General features: G+C 72.3%; 20 protein-coding genes. 11 read left to right on the forward strand and 9 right to left on the reverse strand.

The window, feature by feature from the left end:
• The 6 genes from H343_RS0104980 to pssA all read left to right on the forward strand — a co-directional run bounded on the left by H343_RS0104980 (position 1) and on the right by pssA (position 6515).
• On the forward strand, positions 1-2121 hold the full coding sequence (locus H343_RS0104980; RefSeq protein WP_078505010.1) for a protein meaA: 2121 nt from the start codon (positions 1-3) through the stop codon (positions 2119-2121).
• Positions 2118-3098: an HpcH/HpaI aldolase/citrate lyase family protein gene (locus H343_RS0104985; RefSeq protein WP_028430236.1), complete on the forward strand. Its 981-nt coding sequence runs from the start codon at positions 2118-2120 to the stop codon at positions 3096-3098. The genes H343_RS0104980 and H343_RS0104985 overlap by 4 nt, the downstream gene beginning before the upstream one ends.
• A gap of 5 nt (positions 3099-3103) precedes the next feature.
• Positions 3104-3643: a MaoC family dehydratase gene (locus tag H343_RS0104990; RefSeq protein WP_028430237.1), complete on the forward strand. Its 540-nt coding sequence runs from the start codon at positions 3104-3106 to the stop codon at positions 3641-3643.
• Position 3644: 1 nt separating this feature from the next.
• The gene (locus H343_RS0104995) at positions 3645-4859 is read left to right on the forward strand and encodes an acyl-CoA dehydrogenase family protein (RefSeq protein WP_028430238.1); all 1215 of its coding nucleotides are present in this window, start codon (positions 3645-3647) and stop codon (positions 4857-4859) included.
• 170 nt (positions 4860-5029) lie between these two features.
• Positions 5030-5677, forward strand: a complete 648-nt coding sequence (locus tag H343_RS0105000) for a phosphatidylserine decarboxylase (RefSeq protein WP_028430239.1) — start codon at positions 5030-5032, stop codon at positions 5675-5677.
• Positions 5664-6515 (forward strand): CDP-diacylglycerol--serine O-phosphatidyltransferase, encoded by an 852-nt coding sequence (gene pssA / locus H343_RS0105005; RefSeq protein ID WP_028430240.1) that lies wholly within the window; start codon positions 5664-5666, stop codon positions 6513-6515. Before H343_RS0105000 ends, pssA begins: the two co-directional genes overlap by 14 nt.
• Positions 6516-6728: 213 nt before the next feature.
• Here pssA and H343_RS0105010 read toward each other — a convergent pair whose 3' ends face one another.
• The 7 genes from H343_RS0105010 to H343_RS0105040 form a co-directional block, all read right to left on the reverse strand.
• Positions 6729-7493 carry an ABC transporter permease gene (locus tag H343_RS0105010; RefSeq protein ID WP_028430241.1) on the reverse strand — a complete coding sequence of 255 codons (765 nt, stop codon included), beginning with the start codon at positions 7491-7493 and terminating at the stop codon, positions 6729-6731.
• Entirely contained in the window at positions 7490-8188 is a 699-nt protein-coding gene (locus H343_RS0105015) for an ATP-binding cassette domain-containing protein (protein ID WP_486586789.1), read from the reverse strand. The genes H343_RS0105010 and H343_RS0105015 overlap by 4 nt, the downstream gene beginning before the upstream one ends.
• Before the next feature lie 22 nt (positions 8189-8210).
• On the reverse strand, positions 8211-8765 hold the full coding sequence (locus tag H343_RS0105020; protein ID WP_028430243.1) for a TetR/AcrR family transcriptional regulator: 555 nt from the start codon (positions 8763-8765) through the stop codon (positions 8211-8213).
• 256 nt (positions 8766-9021) lie between these two features.
• Positions 9022-10158: a glycerate kinase family protein gene (locus H343_RS0105025; protein ID WP_028430244.1), complete on the reverse strand. Its 1137-nt coding sequence runs from the start codon at positions 10156-10158 to the stop codon at positions 9022-9024.
• A gap of 146 nt (positions 10159-10304) precedes the next feature.
• Positions 10305-11729: a phytoene desaturase family protein gene (locus H343_RS0105030; RefSeq protein WP_028430245.1), complete on the reverse strand. Its 1425-nt coding sequence runs from the start codon at positions 11727-11729 to the stop codon at positions 10305-10307.
• Positions 11730-11769: 40 nt separating this feature from the next.
• A complete protein-coding gene (locus H343_RS0105035; protein WP_028430246.1) occupies positions 11770-12588 on the reverse strand; it encodes an inositol monophosphatase family protein in 819 nt (272 codons plus the stop codon).
• A 147-nt stretch (positions 12589-12735) separates the two neighbouring features.
• Positions 12736-14589 carry a gamma-glutamyltransferase gene (locus tag H343_RS0105040; RefSeq protein ID WP_028430247.1) on the reverse strand — a complete coding sequence of 618 codons (1854 nt, stop codon included), beginning with the start codon at positions 14587-14589 and terminating at the stop codon, positions 12736-12738.
• Between the two features lie 169 nt (positions 14590-14758).
• Here H343_RS0105040 and H343_RS0105045 point away from each other — a divergent pair, with 169 nt between their 5' ends.
• Positions 14759-15574: a Sir2 family NAD-dependent protein deacetylase gene (locus H343_RS0105045; RefSeq protein ID WP_078505011.1), complete on the forward strand. Its 816-nt coding sequence runs from the start codon at positions 14759-14761 to the stop codon at positions 15572-15574.
• Positions 15575-15740: 166 nt separating this feature from the next.
• Here H343_RS0105045 and H343_RS0105050 read toward each other — a convergent pair whose 3' ends face one another.
• Entirely contained in the window at positions 15741-16490 is a 750-nt protein-coding gene (locus H343_RS0105050; RefSeq protein ID WP_051264589.1) for a phenylalanine--tRNA ligase beta subunit-related protein, read from the reverse strand.
• 199 nt (positions 16491-16689) lie between these two features.
• Here H343_RS0105050 and H343_RS0105055 point away from each other — a divergent pair, with 199 nt between their 5' ends.
• From H343_RS0105055 to H343_RS0105065, 3 genes are read left to right on the forward strand one after another with little or no spacing between them, the layout of a single operon-like run.
• Positions 16690-17640: a hypothetical protein gene (locus H343_RS0105055; protein WP_486586790.1), complete on the forward strand. Its 951-nt coding sequence runs from the start codon at positions 16690-16692 to the stop codon at positions 17638-17640.
• A 15-nt stretch (positions 17641-17655) separates the two neighbouring features.
• Positions 17656-18339 carry a hypothetical protein gene (locus H343_RS0105060; protein ID WP_028430251.1) on the forward strand — a complete coding sequence of 228 codons (684 nt, stop codon included), beginning with the start codon at positions 17656-17658 and terminating at the stop codon, positions 18337-18339.
• Positions 18320-19186, forward strand: a complete 867-nt coding sequence (locus tag H343_RS0105065) for an inositol monophosphatase family protein (protein ID WP_028430252.1) — start codon at positions 18320-18322, stop codon at positions 19184-19186. The genes H343_RS0105060 and H343_RS0105065 overlap by 20 nt, the downstream gene beginning before the upstream one ends.
• A 50-nt stretch (positions 19187-19236) precedes the next feature.
• On the opposite strand, the gene H343_RS0105070 is transcribed toward H343_RS0105065, so the two are convergent.
• Complete coding sequence (locus H343_RS0105070) at positions 19237-20397, reverse strand: SLC13 family permease (protein WP_037902583.1); 1161 nt, start codon at positions 20395-20397, stop codon at positions 19237-19239.
• Between the two features lie 118 nt (positions 20398-20515).
• Here H343_RS0105070 and H343_RS0105075 point away from each other — a divergent pair, with 118 nt between their 5' ends.
• Positions 20516-26440 carry a WD40 domain-containing protein gene (locus H343_RS0105075; protein ID WP_028430254.1) on the forward strand — a complete coding sequence of 1975 codons (5925 nt, stop codon included), beginning with the start codon at positions 20516-20518 and terminating at the stop codon, positions 26438-26440.
• The last annotated feature ends 53 nt before the right edge of the window (positions 26441-26493 follow it).

Below are 26493 nucleotides of genomic sequence, written 5' to 3' on the forward strand. Positions count from 1 at the left end.
ATGACACGAGCAGGGGAACCCGCATGGGCCGCTGAGCCGGCGCCCAACGGCGCTAACGGGTCGAAGGGGGCGCCCGCCGCCTCCGGGCGCCCGGAGGCGGCGGGACGCGGAAAGCGGGACCGGCCATGGCTCATGCGCACCTACGCCGGCCACTCCACCGCCGAGGCGTCCAACGAGCTGTACCGGCGCAACCTCGCCAAGGGCCAGACGGGGCTGTCGGTCGCCTTCGACCTTCCCACGCAGACCGGCTACGACCCCGACCACGTGCTCGCCCGCGGCGAGGTCGGGCGGGTCGGGGTGCCGGTCTCCCATGTCGGCGACATGCGGCGGCTGTTCGAGGACATCCCGCTGGAGCAGATGAACACCTCGATGACCATCAACGCCACGGCCATGTGGCTGCTGGCGCTGTACCAGGTCGTCGCGGAGGAGCACGGCGCGGACATCTCCGTGCTCCAGGGGACGACGCAGAACGACATCGTCAAGGAGTACCTCTCACGCGGGACGCACGTCTTCCCGCCGGGGCCCTCGCTGCGCCTGACCACGGACATGATCGCCTACACGGTCGCCCACATCCCCAAGTGGAATCCGATCAACATCTGCAGCTACCACCTCCAGGAGGCCGGTGCCACGCCGGTGCAGGAGATCGCGTACGCGATGAGCACCGCGGTCGCCGTCCTCGACGCCGTGCGCGACTCGGGGCAGGTACCGCCGGAGCGCATGGGTGACGTGGTCGCGCGCATCTCCTTCTTCGTCAACGCGGGCGTCCGCTTCGTCGAGGAGATGTGCAAGATGCGGGCCTTCACCCGCATCTGGGACCGGATCATCCGCGAGCGGTACGGCATCGACAACCCCAGGCAGCGCCGGTTCCGCTACGGCGTCCAGGTCAACTCCCTCGGCCTGACCGAGGCGCAGCCGGAGAACAACGTCCAGCGGATCGTGCTGGAGATGCTGGCCGTGACCCTCTCCAGGGACGCCCGCGCGCGGGCCGTCCAACTGCCCGCGTGGAACGAGGCGCTGGGCCTGCCCCGGCCCTGGGACCAGCAGTGGTCGCTGCGCATCCAGCAGGTGCTCGCGGAGGAGAGCGACCTGCTGGAGTACGGCGACATCTTCGACGGCTCGCACGTCGTCGAGGCCAAGGTCTGCGAACTGGTCGAGCAGTCCCTCGCCGAGATCGAGCACATCGAGAAGCTGGGCGGTGCCATGGCAGCCGTCGAATCCGGCTATCTCAAGGCACAGCTCGTCTCCTCGCACGCCGAGCGCCGCGGCCGGATCGAGTCCGGCGAGGAGAAGATCGTCGGCGTCAACTGCTACGAGTCGACCGAGTCGAACCCGCTCACCGCCGACTTGGAGACCGCCGTCCACACCGTCGACCCGGCCACCGAGGCCCGGGTCGTCGAGGCCGTCAAGCGCTGGCGCGACCAGCGCGACCAGACGTCCGGCCCCCGCGCGGACCGCGCCCTGCGGGACCTGAAGGACGCGGCCGCCACCGACGCCAACCTCATGGAGGCGACGCTGGAGTGCGCACGCGCCGGCGTCACCACCGGCGAGTGGTCGGGGGCGCTGCGTGAGGTCTTCGGTGAGTTCCGCGCCCCCACGGGTGTCAGCAGCGCCCCCGTGGCCGTACCGTCCGAGGAGGGCTCCTCCCTGGCCGACGTACGGCGCCGGGTGGAGCTGACCGCCGGGGAGCTGGGGGTGGACAGACTGCGGCTGCTGGTGGGCAAACCCGGCCTGGACGGCCACAGCAACGGGGCCGAGCAGATCGCCGTACGGGCCCGTGACGCGGGCTTCGAGGTGATCTACCAGGGCATCAGGCTCACACCGCAGCAGATCTCCTCGGCGGCCGTGGCCGAGGACGTCCACTGCGTCGGCCTGTCCATTCTCTCCGGCTCCCACGCGGAGCTGGTCCCGGACGTCCTGGACCGGCTGCGCGCCGCGGGCGCGGGCGACGTCCCCGTCATCGTCGGCGGCATCATCCCGTCCGCGGACGCGGCGGATCTGCGCGCCGCCGGGGTCGCGGCGGTCTTCACGCCCAAGGACTTCGGGATCACGCAGATCATCGGCCGTATCGTCAATGAAATCCGCACAGCGAACAAGCTCGACCCCCTGGAGGTCCCCGCATGACAGCCCCGTCGCCGGCCGGCCCGGCTTCCCGTCTCCGCCCGCGGCGTTCCTGTCTCGCCGTGCCCGGAAGCAACCCGCGCTTCCTGGAGAAGGCGCAGGGCCTCCCCGCGGACCAGGTCTTCCTCGACCTGGAGGACGCGTGCGCGCCGCTGGCCAAGGAGGGCGCGCGGCACACCATCGTGAAGTTCCTCAACGAGGGTGACTGGAGCGGCAAGACCCGGGTGGTCCGGGTCAACGACTGGACGACGCACTGGACGTACCGTGACGTGATCACGGTCGTCGAGGGCGCCGGGCAGAACCTGGACTGCATCATGCTGCCGAAGGTGCAGGACGCCCAGCAGGTGACCGCGCTGGACATGCTGCTCACCCAGATCGAGACGACGATGGGCCTGGAGGCGGGCCGCATCGGCATCGAGGCGCAGATCGAGAACGCCAAGGGCCTCGTCAACGTCGACGAGATCGCCGCGGCCTCGCCGCGCATGGAGACGATCGTCTTCGGCCCGGCCGACTTCATGGCCTCGATCAACATGAAGTCGCTGGTCGTCGGCGAGCAGCCGCCCGGCTACCCGGCTGACGCCTACCACTACATCCTGATGCGCATCCTGATGGCCGCCCGCACGCACGACCTCCAGGCGATCGACGGTCCGTACCTGCAGATCAAGAACGTCGACGGCTTCCGCGAAGTGGCCGGACGCGCCGCCGCGCTGGGCTACGACGGCAAGTGGGTCCTGCACCCGGGCCAGGTCGAGGCGTCCAACGAGATCTTCTCGCCCTCCCAGGAGGACTACGACCACGCCGAGATGATCCTCGACGCCTACGAGTACTTCACCTCCGAGAAGGGCGGCGCGAAGGGCTCGGCCATGCTCGGCGACGAGATGATCGACGAGGCGAGCCGCAAGATGGCGCTGGTCGTCGCGGGCAAGGGCCGGGCCGCCGGATTGGCCCGGACGACCACCTTCGAAGCTCCGGAGGCGTGAGGCGGATGCAGTTCGGCCGTACCTACGAAGAGTTCACCGCCGGGGACGTCTACAAGCACTGGCCCGGCAAGACCGTCACCGAGTACGACGACCACCTGTTCTGTCTGCTCACCATGAACCACCATCCGCTGCACCTGGACGCCAACTACGCCGAGGGGACCACCGACTTCGGCAGGAACGTCGTCGTCGGCAACTACGTCTACTCGCTGCTGCTGGGCATGTCCGTGCCGGACGTCTCGGGCAAGGCCATCGCCAACCTGGAGATCGAGTCGCTGAAGCACGTGGCGCCGACCTTCCACGGCGACACGGTCTACGGCGAGACGACCGTACTGGACAAGATCCCCTCGAAGTCCAGGAGCGACCGCGGGATCGTGCACGTCGAGACCAAGGGCTACAACCAGGACGGGACGCTCGTGTGCGTCTTCCGCCGCAAGGTGATGGTCCCCACCGAGGCTTACGTGCGGGAACGCGGCGGCGAGCAGCCGGGACGCCCCGTCCTGCGCGAGCAGGCCGGCCCGCGGGGCGCGGCGAAGGGAGGCGAGTGAGATGGCGCGGCTCGCGCAGACAGAAGGTCTCACACAGATCCAGCGGGAGATCCTCTCCACGGTCCGCAGCTTCGTCGACAAGGAGATACTGCCTGTCGCCACGGAGCTGGAGCACCGGGACGAGTACCCCACGGAGATCGTCGAAGGGCTGAAGGAACTGGGCCTGTTCGGGCTGATGATCCCGGAGGAGTACGGCGGTCTCGGTGAGTCGCTGCTCACCTACGCCCTGTGCGTGGAGGAGATCGCCCGCGGCTGGATGAGCGTCTCCGGCATCATCAACACCCACTTCATCGTCGCGTACATGCTCAAGCAGCACGGCACGCAGGAGCAGCGGGACCACTTCCTGCCGAGGATGGCCACCGGCGAGGTCCGGGGCGCCTTCTCCATGTCGGAGCCGGGGCTGGGCTCGGACGTGTCGGCCATCACCTCCAAGGGCGTGCGGGAGGGCGGCGACGACGGCGACTTCGTGCTCAACGGGCAGAAGATGTGGCTGACGAACGGCGGCTCCTCCACGCTGGTCGCGGTGTTGTGCCGTACGGACGAGGGACATCCGGAGGGCACGGCGCCGCACAAGTCGATGACGACCTTCCTGGTGGAGAAGGAGCCCGGCTTCGGGGAGGTCCGTCCGGGGCTGACGATCCCCGGGAAGATCGACAAGATGGGCTACAAGGGCGTCGACACGACCGAACTCGTCATGCAGGACCTGCGCGTCCCTGCCGCACGCGTACTGGGCGGCAGGACCGGGCAGGGTTTCTACCAGATGATGGACGGCGTCGAGGTCGGGCGGGTGAATGTCGCGGCGCGTGGCTGCGGCGTCGCTCAGCGCGCCTTCGAGCTGGGCATCGACTACGCACAGCAACGGCACACGTTCGGGAAGCCGATCGCGAAGCACCAGGCGATCCAGTTCAAGCTGGCCGAGATGGGCACGAAGGTCGAGGCCGCGCACGCGCTGATGGTGGGCGCCGCCCGGAAGAAGGACGCCGGTCAGCGCAACGACCTGGAGGCGGGGATGGCCAAATACCTCGCATCCGAGTACTGCAAGGAGGTCGTGGAGGACGCATTCCGTATCCACGGCGGGTACGGTTTCTCGAAGGAGTACGAGATCGAGCGGCTCTACCGGGAGGCGCCGATGCTCTTGATCGGTGAAGGAACCGCCGAGATCCAGAAAATGATCGTGGGCCGCCGCCTGCTGGAGGAGTACCGCTTTCAGGGGTGATTGTCCCTTTTCGAGGTGTCATCCCGGACTTCGGGACGGCACCTCGGACCGGGATTTCGGCCACGGACTGACGTACTGGCTTGGCCAGTTGCCACCGGTAACCGATAACATCCCGAAAAGCCGCCGTCCCCCGATCACCGCCGCGGCTCCCTCCGCTACGAAGGTCTTACATGCCCCACAGCCCCTCCTCTGCAACCAGCGGCCGAGTCCGTATCGCACGCGGAGCATCGCCGTGGCTCCTCCCGACCGTGGCCACCGCCGCCGTCGGCCTCCTGCGGGCCCGCCGCTCCAGGAGAGCAGCCGCTGTCGCCGTGCCCGCCACCGCTCTCGCGGCAGGCATGCTGTGGTTCTTCCGCGACCCGGACCGCGAGATCACTCAGGGCCGCGTCATCTCGCCGGCCGACGGCGTGGTGCAGAGCATCATGCCGTGGCACGACGGACGTACCCGCGTCGCGATCTTCATGAGCCCGCTGAACGTCCACGTCAACCGCGCTCCCCTGTCGGGCACCGTGACGTCCGTGGACCACGTCCCCGGCGGTTTCGTACCGGCGTTCAACAAGGAGAGCGAGAACAACGAGCGGGTGGTGTGGCACTTCGACACCGAGCTCGGCGACGTGGAGATGGTCCAGATCGCCGGGGCCGTCGCGCGCCGGATCGTTCCGTACGTGCCGCGGGGCTGCAAGGTCGAGCAGGGTGACCGCATCGGCCTGATCCGCTTCGGCTCACGCGTCGACGTCTACCTCCCCGAAGGGGTCGAGACCGGCGTCGAGGTCGGCCAGGCCACAACCGCGGGGGTGACTCGTCTTGACTGTGATTGATCCCGACACTCAGGCCGCCGTCTGGGTCGCCGAGGCCGAGGCGGACGACGACGAGATGCCGCTCTCGACGCGGCTGTCGATAGCCGACACCCTCACCCTCGGCAACGCCACCTGCGGCTTCATGGCCGTCTACTTCACCACCACCGGCGTACTCATCCCGCACCTGACGGGCAGCGAGGACGGCGGCATGGCGCGGCACAGCGCCGCGACCGCGGTGATGCTGATGCTGCTGGCCTCGGTCTTCGACCTCTTCGACGGCCTGGTGGCGCGCAAGCTGCGCAGCTCGGCGATGGGCGCGGAGCTGGACAACCTCTCCGACCTGATCAGCTTCGGGCTGGCCCCCGCCTACTTCGTGGTGACCTGGGGGATGGTCGCCAGCGACGCGCATCAGCGGGTCTCGGTGGTGGCCGCCGTCGTGGTGCTGCTGGCGGTGGTGCTGCGGCTTGCCAGATTCTCCTGCGTACCCATGCGGGACGGGATCTTCCAGGGCATGCCTGGGCCCTTCGGGGCTCTGACGGTCGTCTCGATCGTCCTGCTGGAGCTGCCCTTCGTGCCGACGCTGCTGGCGATCGTGGGCGTCGCCTGGCTGATGGTGAGCCGCGTCGAGTACCCCAAGCCGCGCGGACGGCTCGCCGTGGCGATGCTCGGCTGGATCGTGGCGAGCATGGGGCTGCTGGCGGCCTGGGCGTTCGAAGCGCCGGGCGGCGAGGTTTTGTTGCAGACCGGCTGCGCGCTGCAGGTCGTACTGGGCGCCGTCATCCCGCTGTTCGCGACGGCCCGCCGCGTGCACACCTTCCGCGACAACCGGCGCGAGGCGCGCACCGCCGCGCAGGGCTAGAGGGCGTCCGGCCGGGCGAACGACCTGTTTGTCAGGCACCCCTGGGCACTTTCCCGGCCCGAGGGCACGAACGGCCGGGCATGGACGTGAAACGGACCGGACCGGGCCGCCGACCGCGGCGCCCGGTCCGGTCCGTTTGCGCGGGGGCCCGGGCGCGCGGGAGGGAGCGGCTGCCGCTACAGCTCACGCCGGCGGCTGCCGGGCCGCTCCCCGTCAGCGGTCGAGCTGGAGGCGTGACCACGCGCGCACGGCCAGCAGGCCCGAGACCAGCGGGACCAGCGGGACCAGCGCCAGCTGGGCGGCGGAGACCTCCCCTGGCTGCATGGCCCACAGCGAGGGCGCGGCGACGGGGAACCAGGCACCGGTCCCGGAGACGACCATGACCTGCGTGACGACGACGGTACCGATCGATGTGGCGATGCCCGGGAGCAGTCCCCTGCCGAGCGTCGCCACCCACGCCGCGGGCACGGCCAGCAACCCGGACAGCACGGCCAGCGCGAGCAGCCTCCCGAGCCCGGCGAGCGCCTCGCCGTCGGGTGCGCCGTTGCCCGCGGCGAGGCCGGTCACGGCGAGGACCGTCACCAGCGCGACCGCGACACCCGCCGTCCAGAGGGCGAACGCGGCCAGCTTCGCCGCCATGACGGTCGCCCGCGACACCGGGAGGGCGAACAGACCGCTGACCGTGCCCTCGGCGAACTCCCGCCCCACCGCCCATGCCAGGACGACCCCGAAGCCGAGCAGCCCGCCCGCTCCTGTGATCTGGGCGGCCACACCCGCCAGCCGGTCCCAGCCCTCCGCGTCGGCGAACTCCCCGAGCTGCGCGAGGATCTTCTCGTTGCCGGCCTCGGCGGCCGCGGTCATCGAACCGGTCAGCACCGAGATGCCCGCGACGACCAGCGCGGTCGCACTCCGCACGACCCGCGACGCGGCGAACTTGCGGACCTCGACGGACAGCGCCGCCGCGAACGCGGTGTTCATCCCTTCCTCCGTTCGTCGTCGGCGTGGACGAGCGCGAAGAAGGACCGTTCGATGTCCACGCCGTCCGGGTCCAGCGTGCCGATCGTCCGGCCGCGGTTGACGACCGTGATGCGGTGCGCGATCCGCGCCACCTCGTCGAGATGATGGCTGGAGACGAGCACCCCGGCCCCCGCGTCCGCCCTGCGCAGCAGGGCCTCCCGCACGAGGATGACTCCGGCCGGGTCGAGGGCACCGGTCGGCTCGTCCAGCACGATCAGGTCCGGGTCGTGCTGGAGCGCGCCGGCGACCCCGAGGCGCTGCCGGTTGCCGCTCGAGAGCACCCGCGTCCGTACCCGCGCGTACTGTTCGAGGTCGAGTTCGGCCAGCGCACGGGTCACCATGGCGGGTATGCGCGGGCGCGGTACGCCGCGCATCCGGGCGGCAACCGCGAGATTCGCGCCGGCGGCGAGTTCGGGGTAGGCGAGGGGGTGGTCCACCAGGTGCCCGACCCTCGCCCAGTCCTTTGCTGACACCTCGCCGAGGCCGTGCCCGCCCAGGCGTACGGTTCCCGAGCCGGGGCGCAGCATCCCCAGCAGAAGGCGCATCAGCGTGGTCTTTCCGGCCCCGTTGAGCCCGACCAGGACGTGGATCTGTCCGGCCCCGACATCGAGGTCGATGTCGTGCACGCCGGCGCCGCCGGGGAACGTGCGGTTCAATCTCCTCGCCCGCAGGCGGACTTCACTCATCCCTGCCGCCCTCCACCGTCTCCAGCGCCGTGAGCACCGCCTCGCCCAGGGGCGCGGCCTCACTGACGGACCACTCCAGGAGCGCCGCGGTCACCGCTGCGAGCACGGCCGCGGCGGCCACCTTGGCACGCAGCGGGCCGGTCCCGTCCCGGACGAGCTGTTCGGCGACCAGGCGCTCCGTCTCACCGTTGTTGCGCCACATCTCGCCCCGCAGGGCGGGCGTGTCCGCCACGATGCGCACGCGCCGGCGTACGACGTCCCCGTCCGGTTCCGGTACGTGTGACCACGCCTGCCGCAGGCCGCCCGCCGCTCTGCGGAGCGGGTGGAGGTCTTGCGGCTGGGCGGCGACCGCGTCGGCGATGAGGGCGTCGTAGGGGTCCTCGAAGAGGACCTGGTGCTTGGCCGGGAAGTGGCGGAAGAAGGTCATCTCGGTGACCCCGGCGGCGGCGGCGATCTGGGCCACGGTGGTCTGTTCGAACCCCTGGCGTTCGAAGAGTTCCAGGGCGGCGTCGGCCAGGCGTGCCCGCGTCCGCTCGCTCTTGCCCATGGCACTCGGCCCTCGCCCTCGTCCCGTCCGGCCTGATCCGGCCCCTGATGTTAGACACTAACATTTCCTTGGGGAACCGGACCGGGCCGGAAGCGCCGGCGGCACGGGGTCCGCTAACCGCGGCCGGGGAACCGGCGGAGAGAGAGCCTTCCGGCACGGACAGCCGCGCCCGCGCCGCCTGAGCAGGCGGCGCGGGCGCGTCGGCGTTGGTGCTGGTGCTGGTGCTGGTGCTGGTGCTGGTGCTGCGAGGGGCGTGTCAGAGGCGTTCGGCTGCGAGGCGTTCCGCCAGCTTCTCCAGCAGGGGGCCCGCCTCGGCCATGCAGCGGGAGGGGTCCTTCTCCAACTCGCTCAGCGCGTAAGCCCGTTCGATTCCCGCACCCTTGAGGGACCTGCTGTCCAGGTCGAGCCGTCCGCACACCGCCAGAACCGGCTTCCCCGCCTTGCGGGCCGCCGCGGCGACACCGGCCGGAGCCTTGCCGTGCAGCGTCTGCGCGTCCAGCGAACCCTCGCCCGTGATCACCAGATCGGCACGCTCCAGCGCGGAGTCGAAGCCCAGCACCTCCAGGAGCACCTCGATGCCGGGCCGGAACGTGGCATTGAGGCCGACCAGCGCCCCGTAGCCGATGCCTCCGGCGGCACCGGCGCCGGGCGCCTCCGCGGTCTCGGCCGCGCGGGGCCCCACGGACTCCCCCATCACCTGCACGAAGTGGGCGAGCGCGGCGTCGAGGACCTGCACGTCCTCCTCGCCGGCGCCCTTCTGCGGACCGTAGACGGCCGCAGCACCCTTGGGGCCGGTCAGCGGATTGTCGACGTCGCTCGCGAGCACGATGTCGACGTTCTTCAACCGCTCGTCCAGCGCGGAGAGATCGGCGGAGACCATCTCCACCAGCGGCCCGCCGCCGTGCGGGATCGGGTCGCCGTCCTCGTCGAGGAAACGGGCACCGAGCGCTTCGAGCATGCCGGCGCCGCCGTCGGTGGTCGCCGACCCGCCGACACCGAGGACGACGCGGCGGGCCCCGGCGCCGACCGCGGCGAGCAGCAGTTCGCCGGTCCCGCGCGTGGTGGCCGTCAGGGGTGCGTACACCCCCGGCGGCATGAGCTGGAGGCCCGATGCCTCTGCCATCTCGACCACCGCCAGCTCGCCACGCAGCGCGAAGGCCGCGGTCACGGGTGCCCCGAGAGGCCCGGTGACCTCAGCCTCGTGCCGCTCGAAGCCGCCCGCGACGGCCGCCGCGACCGTGCCGTCGCCGCCGTCCGCGACCGGCAGGGCCTCCACGCTCGTGCCGGGACGGCTCCGCGCGATCCCGGCTGTGATCCGCTCGGCGACCTCGACGGCCGTCAGTGATCCCTTGAACTTGTCCGCGGCGATCAGTACGCGCGCCGTCGTCGTCATGGTTCTGCCCCTGGGTGTGTTTTGCGTTCGAACAGGCAGTCGCGCCGATGCGACCCTATCCGGCCATGCCCCCTGCCCACCATGGCATCCGCAACGTCAGCGCCCGCAAATACGGCGACCGCCCGAGTACAGCCGTCCCCGGGCGTTCACACCCGCTGCCGCAGCCTCCGCCATACCGCCCGAGCCGCATGATGTCCGGACATGCCGTGCACTCCGGGCCCCGGCGGTGTCGAGGAGGAACACAGGAAGACGGCCGGGTGCGCGGTGCTGTACGGACGGCGGGTCAGCTTCGGCCGGAGCAGGAACTGGAGACCGTCGACGGCGCCGGCCGCGAAGTCACCGCCCACGTAGTTGGCGTTGCGGGCGGCGAGCTGCGCGGGCCCCGCCGTCGCACGGGCCAGCACACGGTCGCGGAACCCCGGTGCGAAGCGCTCCAGTTGACGCTCGACGGCTTCGGTGGCGTCGCCCTCCCATCCGTTGGGGAGGTGCCCGTAGGCCCAGAAGACGTGCTTGCCCTCCGGCGCCCGGCCGGGGTCGACGAGGCTCGGCTGGGCGGTGAGGAGGAACGGCCGCTCGGGGGCGCGCCCCGAGACCGCGTCCTTCAGCGCCGTCCCGATCGCGCCGGCCGTCGGCCCGACGTGCACGGTGCCGGCGCGGCGTGCGGCGTGAGACGTCCAGGGCACGGGGCCGTCCAGTGCATAGTCGATCTTGAACGCGCTCGCTCCGTACCGGAAGCTGTCGTAGGCGTTGCCCAGGCCGGCGATACGGGCCAGCGCCTTCGGTGAGGTGTCGAAGATGTAGGCGCGTGCGGGCGGGAGTTCGTCGAGTCGCTTGACCTCCGTGCCCGTGTGGATGCGGCCGCCCTGCGCACGCAGATAAGCGGCGAGCGCGTCGGAGATCGCCTGCGACCCGCCCCGCGGGAGGGGCCAGCCGTTCGCGTGCGCGGCGAGGGCGAAGCACATGGCGGCGCCGCTGACGCCCGGTGTGCTCAGCGGGGCGATGACGTGGCCGCCCATGCCCGCCATCAGCGCCCGTGCCTTCTCGTCCCGGAAGCGGAGGTTGAGCATGCTGACGGGCTGCATCGCGACGAGCCCGAACCTGGCCAGCAGCACCGGGTCCTCGGGGAAGCGGCCGTTGAACCAGGAGCCCATGCCCATGAAGTCGGCGGCCAGGGTGTCCCACCTGCCGAGGAAGGGGGCCACCAGCCGCCGGTAGGCGCCCGCGTCCCGGCCCAGGGACTCGGCGGTCTCGGTGACGGAGCGGGAGAGCACAGCCGCGGTACCGTCCAGAAACGGGTTCGCCATGCACAGTTCGGGGTGCAGCCACTCCAGCCCGTACTCCGCCAGCGGCATGCGGTGGAAAGCGGGTGAGCCCGCGCCGGTGGGGTGCACCGCCGAGCAGGGGTCGTGGCGGAAACCGGGCAGCGTCAGCTCCTCGGTGCGCGCGCCGCCTCCCACGGTGTCCATCGCCTCGAAGAGCTCCACCGAGAAACCGCGGCGGGCCAGTTCGACGGCCGCGGTCAGACCGTTCGGCCCGGCTCCGACGACGACCGCGTCCCTAATCGATGGCACTGTCGGCTCTCCCCTCGCCCGTGAGGTCACTCGCCGACGGTCAGCTGCCGGCGCGCAGCAGGTTCACAATACGCCGGGCCGTCCCCGCGTCCCTCGCCGCCGTGAAGGGAAGCGCGTTGCCGCCCGCGAGGCGGAACGGCACTCCCCCGATCGTGGCACTCGCACCGCCGGCCTCGGCCACCAGCAGCAGGCCCGCCGCATGGTCCCAGGCAGCCTCCCAGCTGAAGGCCACCGCGTCGACCCGGCCGCGCGCCACGGCGAGATACTCCAGGCCGGCCGAGCCGCACGGCCGGGGGGCGACCCCTTCCGTGCGCAGCCCGAGCAGCGCCCGCTTCTGCTCGTCGGTGGTGAAGTCCGGGTGGGAGGTGGCCACTTCGAGCACCTTGCCGGGTTCGGGCATCCCGGACCGCAGCGCCTCGCCGTTGAGCAGGGCGCCGCCGCGGTGCCGGGCCACCGCCATCTCGTCCCGCACCGGGCCGTACGTCCAGGAGGCGACGGTCTCGCCGTACCGGGCGAGGGACACCAGGGTGCAGAAGCCGTCATGGCCGCGCACGAACTGCCGTGTGCCGTCGATGGGGTCGACGATCCACACCGGCGCCTGGCCGTGCAGCGCCTCGTACGTGGCGGGCCTGGCGTGCACCGCCTCCTCGCCGACGACCACGGAGCCGGGAAGCAGGTTGACCAGGGTGCGGCTGAGCTGCTCCTCCGCCCGCTGGTCGGCGACCGTGACCAGGTCGTGCGGACCGCTCTTCTCCACCACCTCGTGGTCGGCGAGCTGCTGCCACCGCGGCATCACCTCCTCGGCGACGGTCCTGCGGATGGCACCTTCGACTGCCGTGACCAGCTCATCGTCGATCATGTCCCCATGGAAGCACGAGGGCCGCGGCGCGGTCGGACGCGCCCGGTTGCCCCTCCCTCCTCCACTCCCCCGGAACGCGGGGACGCGGGGACGCGGGACGGGTGACGGTGGGCGGGCGGCGGGGCACGGCCGCTCGGGCTTCGCGCGTCAGCGCCCTACGGCGTACCCCTGCATGCCGCGCGGGTTGGCCGCCGCGCTCAGCACTCCCGTCTCCGGATCGCGGGCGACGGCGCTCAGCCGCCCCTCCGACCAGTCGGGTCCGGCCTCCACCTCGTGCCCGCGCTGCCGCAGTCCGTCCAGCAGGGACCGCCCGGCACGGGACTCGACGGTGACGCTGCCGGGACGCATGGCGCGGGGGTAGAAGGAGCCGGGGAAGCTGTCCGTGTGCCAGTTGGGGGCGTCGATGGCGCCCTGCAGGTCGAGTCCGCCGCGTACGTGTGGACGGAGTGCGGCGGCGAGGAAGAAGTGCGTCTGCCACTGGTCCTGCTGGTCGCCGCCCGGCGTGCCGAACGCGAGCACCGGCTGCCCGTCGCGCAGCGCCAGCGAGGGGGTGAGCGTGGTGCGCGGACGGCGGCCCGGGGTCAGGGAGTTGGGCAGGCCGCTCTCCAGCCAGGCCATCTGCAGGCGGGTGCCGAGGGGGAAACCCAGCTCCGGCACGACGGGGTTCGAGTGCAGCCATCCCCCGCTGGGCGTGGCACTGACCATGTTGCCCCAGCGGTCGACGACATCGAGGTGGCAGGTGTCGCCGTTGGTGGCGCCGTCGCGTGCGACGGTCGGCTCACCCGCTCCGGCGGCAGCCGCACCGGCGGCGCGGTGGGCGTCGTGGCCGCCGGCGACGGCGGTGGCGTGTGCGGCCAGCCGCGGCGTGCGTCCGCCGGGGCTGCCGGGGCGCAGCGCGAAGGACGCGGTTTCGCCGATGAGGGCACGCCGCGCCGCGTTGTAGTCCGCGGAGAGCAGTTCTGCGACGGGGACGGCGGCGGCTCCTGCGGCGTCCCCGTACCAGGCCTCGCGGTCGGCCATCGCGAGTTTCGTCCCCTCGATGAGGCGGTGCACGAGCGCGGGGTCGGCGAAGCCGGTGTGGCCGCTGCCGGTGTCGGCGAACTCGACGTCGCCGGCGGCCACTTCGTCCGCGAGCAGCGCGAGCTGCTGGAGCATGCCCGGGCCCTGGGTCCAGGCACCGGCCTTGCAGACCGTCCAGCCGTTCCAGTCGTAGGTGACCGGGTCCTCGTACGTCGCCTCCCAGCCGGCGAGGTCGTCTCCAGTGAGGGTGCCGGTGTGGCGCTCGCCGGAGGTGTCCATGGTGGGGCGGGCCGAGGCCGCGAGGAGCGCGTCGGCGATGAAACCCTCGCGCCAGATGCGCCGGGCGGCGTCGATGCGCTGTTCACGGCCCGGTCCGGCGGCGGCGGACTCCGTCAGCAGCCGCTGCCACGTGGCCGCGAGCGCGGGGTTCTTCAGCAGCTCCCCGGGCGCGGGCGGGCGGCCGCCGGGCAGATAGAGCGCGGCGGAGGTGGTCCACTCCGTCTCGAAGAGCTCCCGTACCGTCTCCACGGTCTCGCCGACGCGGTCCACGGCGGGGTGGCCGCGTTCGGCGTAGCCGATGGCGTAACCGAGCACGCGTTCCAGGGAGAGCGTTCCGTGGTCCCGCAGCAGCGTCAGCCACGCGTCGAACGCACCGGGCACAGCCGCGGCCAACGGGCCCGTGCCGGGGACGAGTTCGAGGCCGAGCGAGGTGTAGTGCGCCACGCTCGCACCGCGCGGCGCGACACCCTGCCCGCACAGCACCCGCACCGGTCCCCCGGCGGGCGCCACGATGAGGGGCACCTCACCCGCGGGGCCGTTGAGGTGGGGTTCGACGACCTGCAGCACGAAGCCGGCGGCGACGGCCGCGTCGTAGGCGTTGCCGCCGTCCTCCAGGACCGCCATCGCCGTCTGCGAGGCGAGCCAGTGGGTGGAGGAAGCCATGCCGAAGGTGCCTTGGAGGGTGGGGCGGGTCGTGAACACGGTGAGGTGGCTCCTGTGTGCAAGGTCAGGGCGCGGCGACGGTATGCCGTGGACAGCCCGCTGACAAGGGCCTGTTCGAGGGCTGGACCAGCGGCACCCACCGCTGGGTGAGGAACGCTCCACCCGCCGTGACCTGCGTGCCGCCGGCGGGTGACTACCCTTGGCGGGCATGGTGACCCCCTCCGGCTCCCACGGGCCCACACCGGACGAACCGATCGCCGCGCACGCCGCCCACGCCGCCCACGCCGCGGACTCCCGGCGCGGACCGCTGCTGGCGATCCTCAGCGGAGCGGGGATCTCCACGGACTCCGGCATCCCCGACTACCGGGGACCGCAGGGGCTCTGGCGCAGCGACCCCGAGGCCGAGAAGCTCGTCACCTACGACTACTACATGAACGATCCCGGCATCCGCCGCCGGTCCTGGCAGATGCGCCGCTCCAGCCCCACCTGGAACGCCCGCCCCAACGCCGCCCACAAGGCGGTGGCCGCACTGGAGCAGTCGGGGACGCCGGTTCGCGTCATCACGCAGAACGTGGACGGACTGCACCAGCTCGCCGGCCTCCCGGACCGCAAGGTGCTCGAACTGCACGGCAGTTCACGGAGCGTGGTCTGCACCGGATGCGACGGGCGTATGACGATGGCCGAGGCCCTGGAGCGGGTCGAGGCGGGCGAGGAGGACCCGGACTGCCCGGAGTGCGGCGGCATCCTCAAGTCGGCGACCGTGATGTTCGGGCAGTCACTGGACCCCGAGGTGCTGGGCCAGGCGGTCGGGGTGGCGAAGGCGTGCGACATCTTCGTGGCGGTGGGCACGAGTCTGCAGGTGCAGCCCGCGGCGTCCCTGGCGGAGGTCGCCGCACGGCACGGCGCGCGGCTCGTCATCGTCAACGCGGAGCCCACGCCGTACGACGAGCTTGCGGACGAGATCGTGCGCGAGCCGATCGGTGAGGCGCTGCAGCCGCTTCTGGAGCGGCTGCGACGGGAGTGAGCACGGCGGGTAGATCACGGCGGGCTGCGCACGGCTCAACGCCGCCTGCTGCGCACCGACGCATGTACGCACGGACGGCTCGCCCCGTCCGTCCGTCCACGCGTGCGTACGCACACGTGGTCACCTTCCCGTATGGCACTGCCGATGCTCCGCCGCAGGGACACCCCTACGGCGTCGCGCCGGCGGCGTCCGGTGCCCTGACCAGCCTCGTCGCGGCCCGCGCATCCGCACTGCCGTGCAGCAGCGCGCCGGTCAGCGCCTCTCCCGCGGCCCGCAGCGCGTCGTCGCTCATCGGGCCGAGTGCGTCGAGGACGAACAGGGCGCGGGTCGTTCCGGTCGTCAGGCGCGTACGGGTGCACTGGCGCCAGTTCCAGCGGCGGCAGGTCACACCCGCGTCGTCCCGCCAGACGACCTCGCCGGGACGGGGGTGCTCCACCGCCTGCCCGCCGGTGGGGGCGAGCTCGAACGGCTCGGTGCCCTCGGCGCGTACGAGCCGGGCGGCTCCCTCGTAGCGGTCGAGGTCCTCACCGCCGACCGGGAGCACGTGTGTGACGGAGACGGCGTTGTAGATGTCGGTGAGCCGGTCGACGCGGGGCAGCCCCGCCGGTGCGCGGCGCAACAGGGCGTCGACGCTGGGCCGTTGGCGTCTGGGTTTGGCACCGAAGGAACTGAACGCCTCGTGCCAGGCGGCGACATGGGGGTGCGCGCCGGGGTCCTGGCAGGCAGAGTTCTCGGCGGCGGTCAGCATGCTCTCGCTCAACTCGTCCCCGGGGCCGGGACGCAGGCCCTCGGCTGCGACGAGCAGCGCGCGGTAGTCGGGGCGCAGTGCGGCGACTTCGGGGGCGATGCGGGCGGCATCCAGCACGCGGTGCAGGGCCTCGGGTCCGCGCCGGACAGCACCGGTTTCGGCCTCCACGGCTCTCCCTCCATGCGAGAACACTTCAGTGCACCATAGAGTACAGTATTGACGACTCCGGGACCATCTCAGCGCGCCTCCCGACTGCCGCCCGCCGGGGACGGGTCGGGCTCCCGGCCCCGGCCCGGTGCGCAGGCCGCCTGGCGGGCGGCTCCGCGCTCCTCCTACGATGCTGGCCATCACGGGGAGGGGTGGATTCGTGGCACAGCGTGTAGGGCGCCTGGAGAGCGGCATCGGCTGGGTGATCAGGAACCTGGACGTCGTCATCGCCGTCGGACTGGGCCTGACGATCGGGTTCCTGGACGTGTTCGGCGACGTGGTCAGCGACGATGTCGCCTCCGGCGCCACCCTGCTGGTCCTTGGCGCCCTGGCCATCGGCTCGATGACCGAACGCGTCCGCCGCAGGACCGACATCCGGGAGGTGGCCGCGGAGACGCGCCGCACCCTGGAGGACCTGGCGATGGTGCGCTCGCTGTCGGGCAACGAGGTCGGGGAGGAGCTGCAGAAGGCCCGGCAGGAGACGGGCCGCTGGTACTTCAAGGGCGGCACCGGCACCTATCTGCGGGCGGTGACGCTGCCCAGGTGTGTGGAGCGGGCCACGCAGCAGCGCTCGCCGCTCACCGTCAAGATCGACATCATCAACCCGGCCAACGAGCGGACCTGTGCGGACTATGCGCGCTTCCGCCACACCTTCGCCCGTCAGCGCAACGTGGGTGCCGCCGACGTCTGGACCATGGAACGCACCCGCAAGGAGTCCTACGCAACCGTGCTGGCCGCCTGCTGGTTCCAGCAGCGCCTGGACACTCTCGACATCAGCGTGCACCTCTCCTCGGGAGTGCCCACGCTCCGCTTCGACCTGTCCGACTCCTGTCTCGTCATCACGCAGGACGACCCGAACCGCGTCAGCCTCCTGGTGGCCCGCGACCAGCCGCTCTACGACTACTACGTCACCGAGCTCCACCAGAGCAGGGAGCACGCGGCCAGGCTCCATCTGCACGGCCTGCCGCCGCTGAGCGAGTCCCCGACCGTGGACGAAGTGCGGGCTGTCTTCGCCCACTTGGACCTCCAGCTCCCCGCCGTCTTCTCCGACGGCGACGTCGGCGAGATCATTGACAAGGCACTGCACGCCGAGGACCCCTACCGGAGGTGAGAAGCCCCGGCGCCCATGGACTACGACGACCTCGAACACGCGCTCAGGGACAGCTCGGCGGCCCCGCACGCCCCGCGTGACGCCGCGGCCGAGGCCCTGGCGGAGATCGCCTCCGGCAGACGGGAGTTACGCGCCGTACGGCATCCGCTCGGTTTCCTGTGTCTGCCTCTCCTTCGTGACGGTGAACGCGGCGTGTGCGTACACCTCTTCGCCGACGGCGGGAGCGACGCCGCCGCAGGCGGCCCCGGGACGGCCGCGGGCGCCGTCATGCACGCCCACAGCTGGGAGTTGCGCAGCCACGTGCTCTACGGAACGGTGGCCAACGTTCCCGTTCGGGTGAGGGACTCGCCGAGTGCACCCACACACCGCGTCTTCGAGGTGCGCAGCGACCCCACCGGCGTCGACGAACTGCTCCCCACACAGCGTCTGGTGCGGTGCGAGCCGGGCGAGGGACACACCAGCTCACGGGGCCAGACGTACACCCTCCCGGCCGGCGAGTTCCACGCCACCCTCGTCACGCGGGACGCGCCCGCCGCGACGCTGGTCCTGGGCAGGTCCCTGCCGGGACGCAGCGACCTCGTACTCGGACCGCTGTGCGGGGACGGGCACAGCACTGTCCGGCGGCTGTGCGGGGCAGAACACACGCAACGGAGCGTGCGGACAGCTCTCAGGAGGGTCCATGCCCAGCAGCGCCGGTGACCCGGACGCAGGAACACACGGAACGTACGAGCTCGAGCAGGAGGTGGCCGTCGCGGCGGCCGAGGAGGCCGGCGCGATGCTGGCCTCCCGCTTCCGCCGGGCGCACACGGTCGGGCACAAGGGCGAGGACGGCGACGTCGTCACCGACCTCGACCTGGCGGCGGAGAAGCTGATACTGGCACGTCTGCAGACCCACTTCCCGCACGAGCGCATCATCTCCGAGGAGGCGGGGCTCTTCGACGCGCTCGGCCGGCGGACGTGGCTGGTCGATCCGCTGGACGGCAGCAACAACGTCGCCATCGGCCTGACGGCGTACGCGGTGGGGATCGGTCTGTGCGTCGAGGGCGCACCCGTGGTCGGCGTCGTCCACGAACCGGTGACCGGCAGCACATGGCGCGCGGCGCTCGGACAGGGCGCGTACGGCGGCTCCGGCAGGCTCACCGGCCCGGCCGGGCCCGTACCGGCGGCGGGGCCCGTCGTGGCGTGGACGCAGGGACACTCGGTGCGCCGCTCTGACACGGCGGCGAGGGCGCTGCGGGGAGCGCTGGAGCTGCGCTCCCGGCGGGTACTGCAGTTGTGGGCGCCGCTGCTGGGCTGGAGCATGCTGGCGCGGGGAGCCATCGACGGCTTCGTCGGATACTGCGCGGAGGGCATCGACTTCCCGCCGGGCGCGCTGCTGGCCTCGGAGGCGGGTGTGGAGTTCCGCTCACTGACGGGAGGCGGCTTCCGGGTGGGCTTCGCGGGTCCGGACTCGGAGCGAAGCTTCGTGGCGGCGCGCGGGGAGATGCTGCCGTATCTGCTGGAGACGGTGGCCGGTGCCGGGTACGCCCGTCCCGTGGAGGGCTGAGCGCCGGATCCTGCCGCCCCGCCGGTGCGCCCCGCGGTCGTACGCCCGTCTCAGAACGCGGCGAGTGCCGCGGTGGCCGCGAGCGTCGCCGTGACGGAGAGCACCAGCCCGGTGCCCATGAAGCGCCTCAGGGGGATGCTCGTGCCGTGCCACCGGCAGCGCTCGAACCACAGCAGCGTCGCCAGGGAGGCCCAGGGGGTGACGAGGGGACCGACGTTGGTGCCGATGAGCAGAGCCAGCAACTGGTCCTGGTGGCCCGGCGGTACGGCCGCTTCACCCGCCATGTAGACGGGCAGGTTGTTCAGCACGTTGGACAGCCCGGCGCCCACTCCGGCGGAGCGGAGCATGCCGAGCACTCCTCCGTCGGACCCCATCGCCGCGGCGAGCAGGTGGTCCAGGCCGTTGTGGTTGACGGCCTCCACCACCAGGAACATCCCCGGCACCAGCAGCAGGAGGCGCCACGGGACCAGCGAGAGCCGCAGGTCCTCCCGGCGTCTGAGCGCGAAGGCGGCGACGACGACGAGGGCCGCCGTCAGGGAGGCCGACCACAGGGGCACGTCCGCCACGAGGATCGCCAGCAGGAAGCCCGCGCAGGCCAGGGCGCAGACGCGGAAGAGCACGGGATCGGCGGGGCGCAGCGGCGACGGCGGGGTGTAGGCGCCGGCACCGCGGCGGCCCCGGCGCCAGTAGAAGCCCCACAGGCAGGCCATGGTCGCGGCGATGGCGGCCAGTTGGGGCGCCCACATGGTGGCCGCCATCTCCGCGGGGGAGAGCGCGACGCGGTCCGCCGCCAGCAGGTTCGTCAGGTTGGAGACGGGCAGCAGCAGGCTCGCGGTGTTGGACAGCCAGACGGTCGTCATCGCCAGCGGTACGGCCGCGATGCCGACGCGGGAGGCGAGAGCGAGCATCACCGGAGTCAGCAGGACCGCCGTGGTGTCCAGGTTCAGCGTGACGGTGGTGACCGAGGCGAAGAGCACACACAGCCCGAACAGCAGCAGGTAGCTGCCCCGGCCGGTGCGGGCGACCCAGGAGGCGACGGCGTCGAACACCTCGGCCCTGCCGGTCAGTTCGGCCATGACGATGACCGTGGCCAGGAAGACCAGCAGCGGCCCGATGCGCCTCATGGCGTCCTCCGCCGGGGCGGCCGGCAGGACTCCCGAGGCGACCAGAGCGAGTCCGCAGACGAGCAGCCCGGCGGCCAGCCAGTCCAGGGAATGCACGCGCTTGAGGATTCGCACGGCACTCAGGTTCCCACATGGCCCGCCCACGCAACTCGCCGCAGACCCCGGAAACATACCCGGCCGGGCCCCGCGCTCCTACGATGGAGCCATGGTGGCTGAGGGGGAACTGGTGGGGCGGGCGCGGGAATTGGACTTCTTCATCAGCTATTCCCCGGCGGACGAACCATGGGCGGCCTGGATCGCCTGGACCCTGGAGGAGGCCGGCTACCGCACGGCGATCCAGGCGTGGGACTTCGTGCCCGGCACCAACTTCATCGACTTCATGGACCGCGGTGTCAGCGAGTCCGCGGCCGTCATCGCCGTCCTCTCCCGCCACTACGAGCGTTCGACGTACGGACGCATGGAGTGGCAGGCCGCCCTGCGGGCCGAACCGGAGGCACCGGCGCGGAAACTGCTCACCGTGCGTGTCGAGGACATCCCCGTCGAGGGGCTGCTCGCCACCATCACCTACGTCGATCTGGTGGGCGTGAGCGACAGCGGCGCGGCACGCGGCATGCTCCTGACCCGCGTCGGCCAAGCCCTCGACGGCCACGCACGCCCCGGGGAGCGGCCCGGCTACCCGGGCGGCGCACCGCCCGCCGCGCTTCCCGGGCAGCGCGGCGGGCAAACGGCCGCGGACGGGAACCCGGAACCGCAACCGGACGCGAACCCGGACTGGGCCCGGCGTCCCCTCGGACGCGCCGGGTGGCCCGGCCGCCGCCGTCCGTCCCGGGCCCCGGTCTACCCGCGGTCGCCGGGCGCCGCGCCCGCGCAGGGCGCCGTGACCGTACTGCATGTGGCGGGGCCCGACTTCGGCCGCGGCCGTGAACCCGACACGCTGCGGCGGCAGATCTGGAGCGATCTGGTGGAGCTGAAGGACACCGGCGCCCCCTCCCCCGATCTCCTCGTCGTCAGCGGTGACCTGACAGCGTCCGGAAGCCCGCGCGAGTGCGACCAGGCCCTCGGCTTCCTCACCGGGCTCCGCTCCCAGCTCGACCTGCCGCCCGGGCGGGTGGTGGTGGTGCCGGGAACCCAGGACGTCAGCCAGGCCGCATGCCTTGCCTACTTCCACACCTGCGAGGCGGACGAGGTGGCCCCGCAGCCTCCGTACTGGCCCAAGTGGCGCCACTACACGAGGCTGTTCCGCGACCTCTACCAGGGCATGGACACGGTCTTCGACAGCGACCAGCCCTGGACGCTCTTCCCCGTGCCCGAACTGCACACCGTGATCGCCGGGTTCAACTCCTCCATCGCCTTCAGCCACCGCCCGGACGACCAGTACGGCTTCCTCGGCCGCGACCAGGCCACCTGGTTCGCCGAGGCGCTGCGCACGTACGAGGACGAGGGCTGGCTGCGTCTGGGCGTGCTCCGGCACCCGCTCACGGCCGCACGCCAGCGGCCCGGTGAGGTGCCGGGCGGGCCCGGTCCGCTGCGGGACACCGAGGACTTCGCCCGGCTGACCGCTCGCCGGCTGCACCTCCTGCTGCACGGTCCGAGCGGCGGCCCGCGCACCACCTCGGCGCAGCCGGCGCACTCCCAGCTGTCCCTCGCCGACGGCGAACTGCTCCTCTTCGGCTCGGCGGCCCCCGCACGCTGCGAACTGCTGCGCGTCACCGACGGCGGCGTCACACGCTGGAGCGACGAGGGCGGTGACCGGCCCTCGCACTTTCCCGTCCAGTGGCGCCGCGCCCACAGGATCTTCGCCGCACCCGACGAGCCGGCCGCCCCCCGCGGCGAGGCGGAGCCGGAGGACAACCGCCCCGTCGAGGAGCCCGCCGACTCGCTCGCCGAACAGGTGCGGGAGGTCTGCCGGGCCCGCAGGGAGGGCGTACGGCTGCGCGACGTCCCCCGCGGCGGCGGCGCGGACATGCCGCAGATCATGGTCACCTGGCGGGAGGAGGGGGTGGTGCGGCAGCAGCGGATCGCCGTGCACCCCGGCACCCCCACCGGGGAGGAACTCGAACGCTTCACCGCGCAGGCGCACGCCACCGACACCGGTTTCGAGGCCAAGGTCGTCCACGGGGGACCGCCTCCGGAGAGCTCCCTGCGGGAGCGCGCGGGGCGGCGCGGCATCCGGGTACGCAGCTTCCTGGAGTTCCAGGGGCTGCTCGACCTTCGTGCGTACGTCGCCGCGCAGACCGCCAGGCTCACCGCCGACGACCGCTACTCCCCCGGTCTCTACCTCGCCCAGCGCTACCGGGACGCCGAACGGCCGGACGGCGAGGAGCGGGACGGCCTCGTGGAGAACATGCTCCAGCTCCTGGAGGCCGACCACGGCCGGTTCGTGCTGTTACTGGGGGACTTCGGGCACGGGAAGACCTTCGCGCTGCGGGAGCTGGCCCGCCGCATCCCCGAACGGCTGCCCCATCTCACGCCGCTGCTCATCCCCCTCAACACCCTCGACCGGGCGCACAGCCTGGAGGGACTGGTCGCCGCCCATCTCGCGGGCCACGGCGTCGACACCATCGATCTCCGCGCCCTGCGCTACATGCTCGGCCAGGGCCGCGTCGTCCTCCTCTTCGACGGCTTCGACGAACTGGTCAACCGCGTCAGCTACGACCGTGCCGCCGATCATCTGCAGGTCCTCCTCGACGCCTCGGTGGACAACGCCAAGATCGTGGTGAGCAGCCGGACGCAGCACTTCAAGTCCCAGGCGCAGATCCTCACGGCCCTCGGCGAACGTGTCGGCATGCTGCCCCAGCGCCGCGTGCTGTCCCTCGAAGGCTTCCTCCCCGCCCAGATCCACGCCTACCTCGTCAACCGCTACGGCGGGACCGAGGTCGCCGACCAGCGCTTCCAGCTCCTGCAGAACATCCCCGACCTGCTCGCCCTGTGCAGCAACCCCCGGCTGCTCAGCTTCGTGGCCGACCTCGATCCGGACCAGCTGCGGGCCGTGGCCGGGGCGGGCCGCGCGCTGAGCCCCGCGGGGCTGTACGAGGACGTCTTCTCGGCGTGGCTCACCTTCGAGGAACACCGCGGTCAGGGCGGGCCGGGGGCCGCACCCGGGCTGACCCTGGACCACCTCTGGGCCGCGGTGACGGCCCTCGCGCGGCGCCTGTGGGAGAGCGGCAGGAGCGCGCTGCGGCTGGACGAGCTGACGGACACGGTGGCCGGGACGCTGAGCGGGCTGGCCGAGAGCAGTTCGCTCTCCACGCAGGAGAGCGCGCAGGCGGTGGGGGCGGGCAGCCTGCTGGTGCGTACGGAGGAGGGGCTCTTCCAGTTCATCCACGGCTCCGTCGTCGAATGGCTGGTCGCACGGGAGGCCGCCGCCCGGCTGGCAGCCGGGGACGACGAGTTGCTCTCCGTGCGGCCCCTGACGCAGCTCGCGGTGGAGTTCTTCTGCGACCTGGCCGACCACGAACTGTGCGCCGCCTGGGTGCGGGACGTCCTCAACTCCCCCGGTCCCCGTACGACCGAGGCCGCACGGGCCAACGCCGTACGCGTCATCGACCGGCTGCGGGTCCCCGCCGACGCGGACCTGCGCGGCGCGCGGCTCAGCGGCGAGGACCTCTCGGCCCGCGACTTCTCCGGCGTCGACCTCACAGGCGCCGACCTGACCGACGCCCGTCTGGTCGGCACCGACCTGTCCGGCGCGAAGCTCACCGACGCACGGCTCGCCGGGGCCCGTCTGGACCGCGCCGACCTCAGCGGCGCGGACCTGACGGGCGCGGACCTGCGCAGGGCCTCACTGATCAGGACGGACCTGCGCGGAGCACGCCTGAGCGGCAGCCGGTGGAACCGGGCCGCGCTCATCGCCCCCGTCACCGATCCGAGGGTCCGCTCGGCACCCGAACTGCGCACGGCGGCCCTCGCTCCCGGCATGCCGGTGAACGCGGGGCTCCGCCCGTCGGCCGTGGGCGTCCCCTACGGCTTCGACATGCGCACCAGCCGGCTGCCGGAGCCGATCTCCTACAGTCCCGAGGGTGAACTGCTCGCCGTGGGCAGCGAGGACGGCGGCGTCCTGGTGTGCGCCGCCGACAGCGGACTCTCCCAGCGCACCCTGCACGGGCACGAAGGCCGGGTCTACGCGGTCAAGTTCCGCAGGGAGGTGCTCGCCACCGGCAGCTCCGACGGGACCGTACGGCTGTGGGACCCCGTCTCCGGCAGCTGCCTGCACCGGCTCGACATCCACCCGGGCGGGGTCTGGCCCGTCTCCCTGGACAGCACCGGGCGGATGCTCGCCACGGGCGACGCCGAAGGGCTGGTGACGCTGTGGGACGTGGCGACGGGAGAGCCCCTGCACCGGCTCCCCGGCCACAGCCCGCCCGTCTTCACGGCGGTCTTCAGCCCCGACGGCGGCACGCTCGTCACGGGCGACGCGGGAGCCTCGCTGCGCATATGGGACACCCGCACCGGTCTGTGCACGGGCACGCTGACGGGCCATCAAGGCGCGCTCTACCGGGCCAGGTTCAGCCCGGACGGCACGCTGCTGGCCACCGGCGACCAGGGCGCGGACGGGCACGGCGCGGTGCGCCTGTGGAGCATGGCGGACGCCTCACTGCTGCACGAGTTCACCGGCCACACGGGACGCGTCTACACCCTCGACTTCCACCCCGACGGCGATCTGCTCGTCAGCGGGGACACCGACGGCCAGGTACGGCTGTGGGACCCCGTCGCGGGGGCGCCGGCCGGGTCCCTGGAGCGCTGCACCGGCGGCGTGTACCAGGTGCTCTTCTCCAGCCAGGGGCGGCTGCTTGCCGCCTGCGACAGCGACGGCACCGTCCGGCTCTGGCAGGTCTCCCCCGGCAGGGACCGTCACTCGGTGACGCTCCTGCCGCAGCAGCCGCTCGAACACCGCGGCTCCGCCTGGGCCTGCGCCTTCCGCCCGCAGGACAGCCAGCTCGTGACCGTGGGCAACGACGGCGGGGCGCAGATCTGGGACGCGCAGACGGGGCAGGGCAAGCGCATCCTGCGCGGACACGGCCGCCGCGTGAACACGCTCTCCTTCAGCGCCGACGGCACCCGGCTCGCCTCCAGCGGCAACGACGGCGTCGTGCGGATGTGGGACCCGCGTACGGGCCGCAGGACCGCCGAACTCTCCGGCCACGGCGGCCGGCTGGTCTCGGCCGTCTTCAGCCCCGCGGCCCCTGTTCTGGGCACGGCCAGCAACGACGGCGACGTCTACCTGTGGAACGCCGCCACCGGCGAGTACCTGCGGGAGCTGGACGTGGAGACCGACCACACCTGGGCCGAGGCGTTCAGCGCGGACGGCGATCTGCTCGCCACCGCCAACGACGACGACTCGGTCCGTCTGTGGTGGCGCGGCACGGGCGCGCACGTGACCACCCTGACGCAGCACCGCGGCCGGGTGCGCTCCATCGCCTTCCGCACCGACGGCGCGCTGCTCGCCACGGGCTGCGACGACAGCCGTGTGCGGCTGTGGGAACCGGTTGCCGGCCGCCTCGTCGCCGAACTCGCGGGCCACACCGACCGGGTGTACGCCGTCACCTTCGGCGCCGAGGAGGGTGTGGTCCTCAGCGCGTCGTGGGACGGCACGGCCGTGGTCTGGCGCGACGGCGAGGCGCAGCACGTGATGCGCGGGCACCGCGGCAGGCTGTGGGCCGCCGCGGCCCATCCGGGGCTGCCGCTGCTGGCCACGGCGGGAGACGACCGCACCGTGTGGCTGTGGAACACCACATCCGGGCTGCTGTCCGCGCGGCTGACCGGACACACCGGCCGCGTCCTCGCCCTCGGCTTCAGCCCCGACGGATCGCTGCTCGCGAGCGCGGGCGAGGACGGGACCGTACGTCTGTGGAACGTCCCCGCGCACGTGGGCACGGCAGCGGGCCGTCCGGAGGGCAGCGGCCCGGACGGCGGAGGCACCGCGGCGGGCGGGCGGCGGCCGGGGCTGCGCGCGATGCTGATCGGCGTGCCGGAGGGCTGGGCCGCGGTGACACCGGGCGGCGGCTACAAGTACGAGGGCGATGTGACGGGCGAGTTTTGGCACGCGGTGGGTATGACGCGGTTCGCGCCGGGGGAACTGGACGACCATCTCCCCGGCGTGCACCGCCTCGCCCTCGACGCCGAACTGTGAAGCGGGCCTGCCGGGGAGGCCGGGCCGGCCGTCGAGCCGGTCACCCCGGACCG

Source organism: Streptomyces sp. TAA204 (genome assembly GCF_000424965.1).

Bases quoted from the DNA above. Each gene is read 5' to 3' on its own strand.
- H343_RS0104980 (WP_078505010.1), top strand. From the start codon at position 1: ATGACACGAGCAGGGGAACCCGCATGGGCCGCTGAGCCGGCGCCCAAC.
- H343_RS0104985 (WP_028430236.1), top strand. From the start codon at position 2,118: ATGACAGCCCCGTCGCCGGCCGGCCCGGCTTCCCGTCTCCGCCCGCGG.
- H343_RS0104990 (WP_028430237.1), top strand. From the start codon at position 3,104: ATGCAGTTCGGCCGTACCTACGAAGAGTTCACCGCCGGGGACGTCTAC.
- H343_RS0104995 (WP_028430238.1), top strand. From the start codon at position 3,645: ATGGCGCGGCTCGCGCAGACAGAAGGTCTCACACAGATCCAGCGGGAG.
- H343_RS0105000 (WP_028430239.1), top strand. From the start codon at position 5,030: ATGCCCCACAGCCCCTCCTCTGCAACCAGCGGCCGAGTCCGTATCGCA.
- H343_RS0105010 (WP_028430241.1), bottom strand. From the start codon at position 7,493: ATGAACACCGCGTTCGCGGCGGCGCTGTCCGTCGAGGTCCGCAAGTTC.
- H343_RS0105020 (WP_028430243.1), bottom strand. From the start codon at position 8,765: ATGGGCAAGAGCGAGCGGACGCGGGCACGCCTGGCCGACGCCGCCCTG.
- H343_RS0105025 (WP_028430244.1), bottom strand. From the start codon at position 10,158: ATGACGACGACGGCGCGCGTACTGATCGCCGCGGACAAGTTCAAGGGA.
- H343_RS0105035 (WP_028430246.1), bottom strand. From the start codon at position 12,588: ATGATCGACGATGAGCTGGTCACGGCAGTCGAAGGTGCCATCCGCAGG.
- H343_RS0105045 (WP_078505011.1), top strand. From the start codon at position 14,759: ATGGTGACCCCCTCCGGCTCCCACGGGCCCACACCGGACGAACCGATC.
- H343_RS0105060 (WP_028430251.1), top strand. From the start codon at position 17,656: ATGGACTACGACGACCTCGAACACGCGCTCAGGGACAGCTCGGCGGCC.
- H343_RS0105065 (WP_028430252.1), top strand. From the start codon at position 18,320: ATGCCCAGCAGCGCCGGTGACCCGGACGCAGGAACACACGGAACGTAC.
- H343_RS0105075 (WP_028430254.1), top strand. From the start codon at position 20,516: ATGGTGGCTGAGGGGGAACTGGTGGGGCGGGCGCGGGAATTGGACTTC.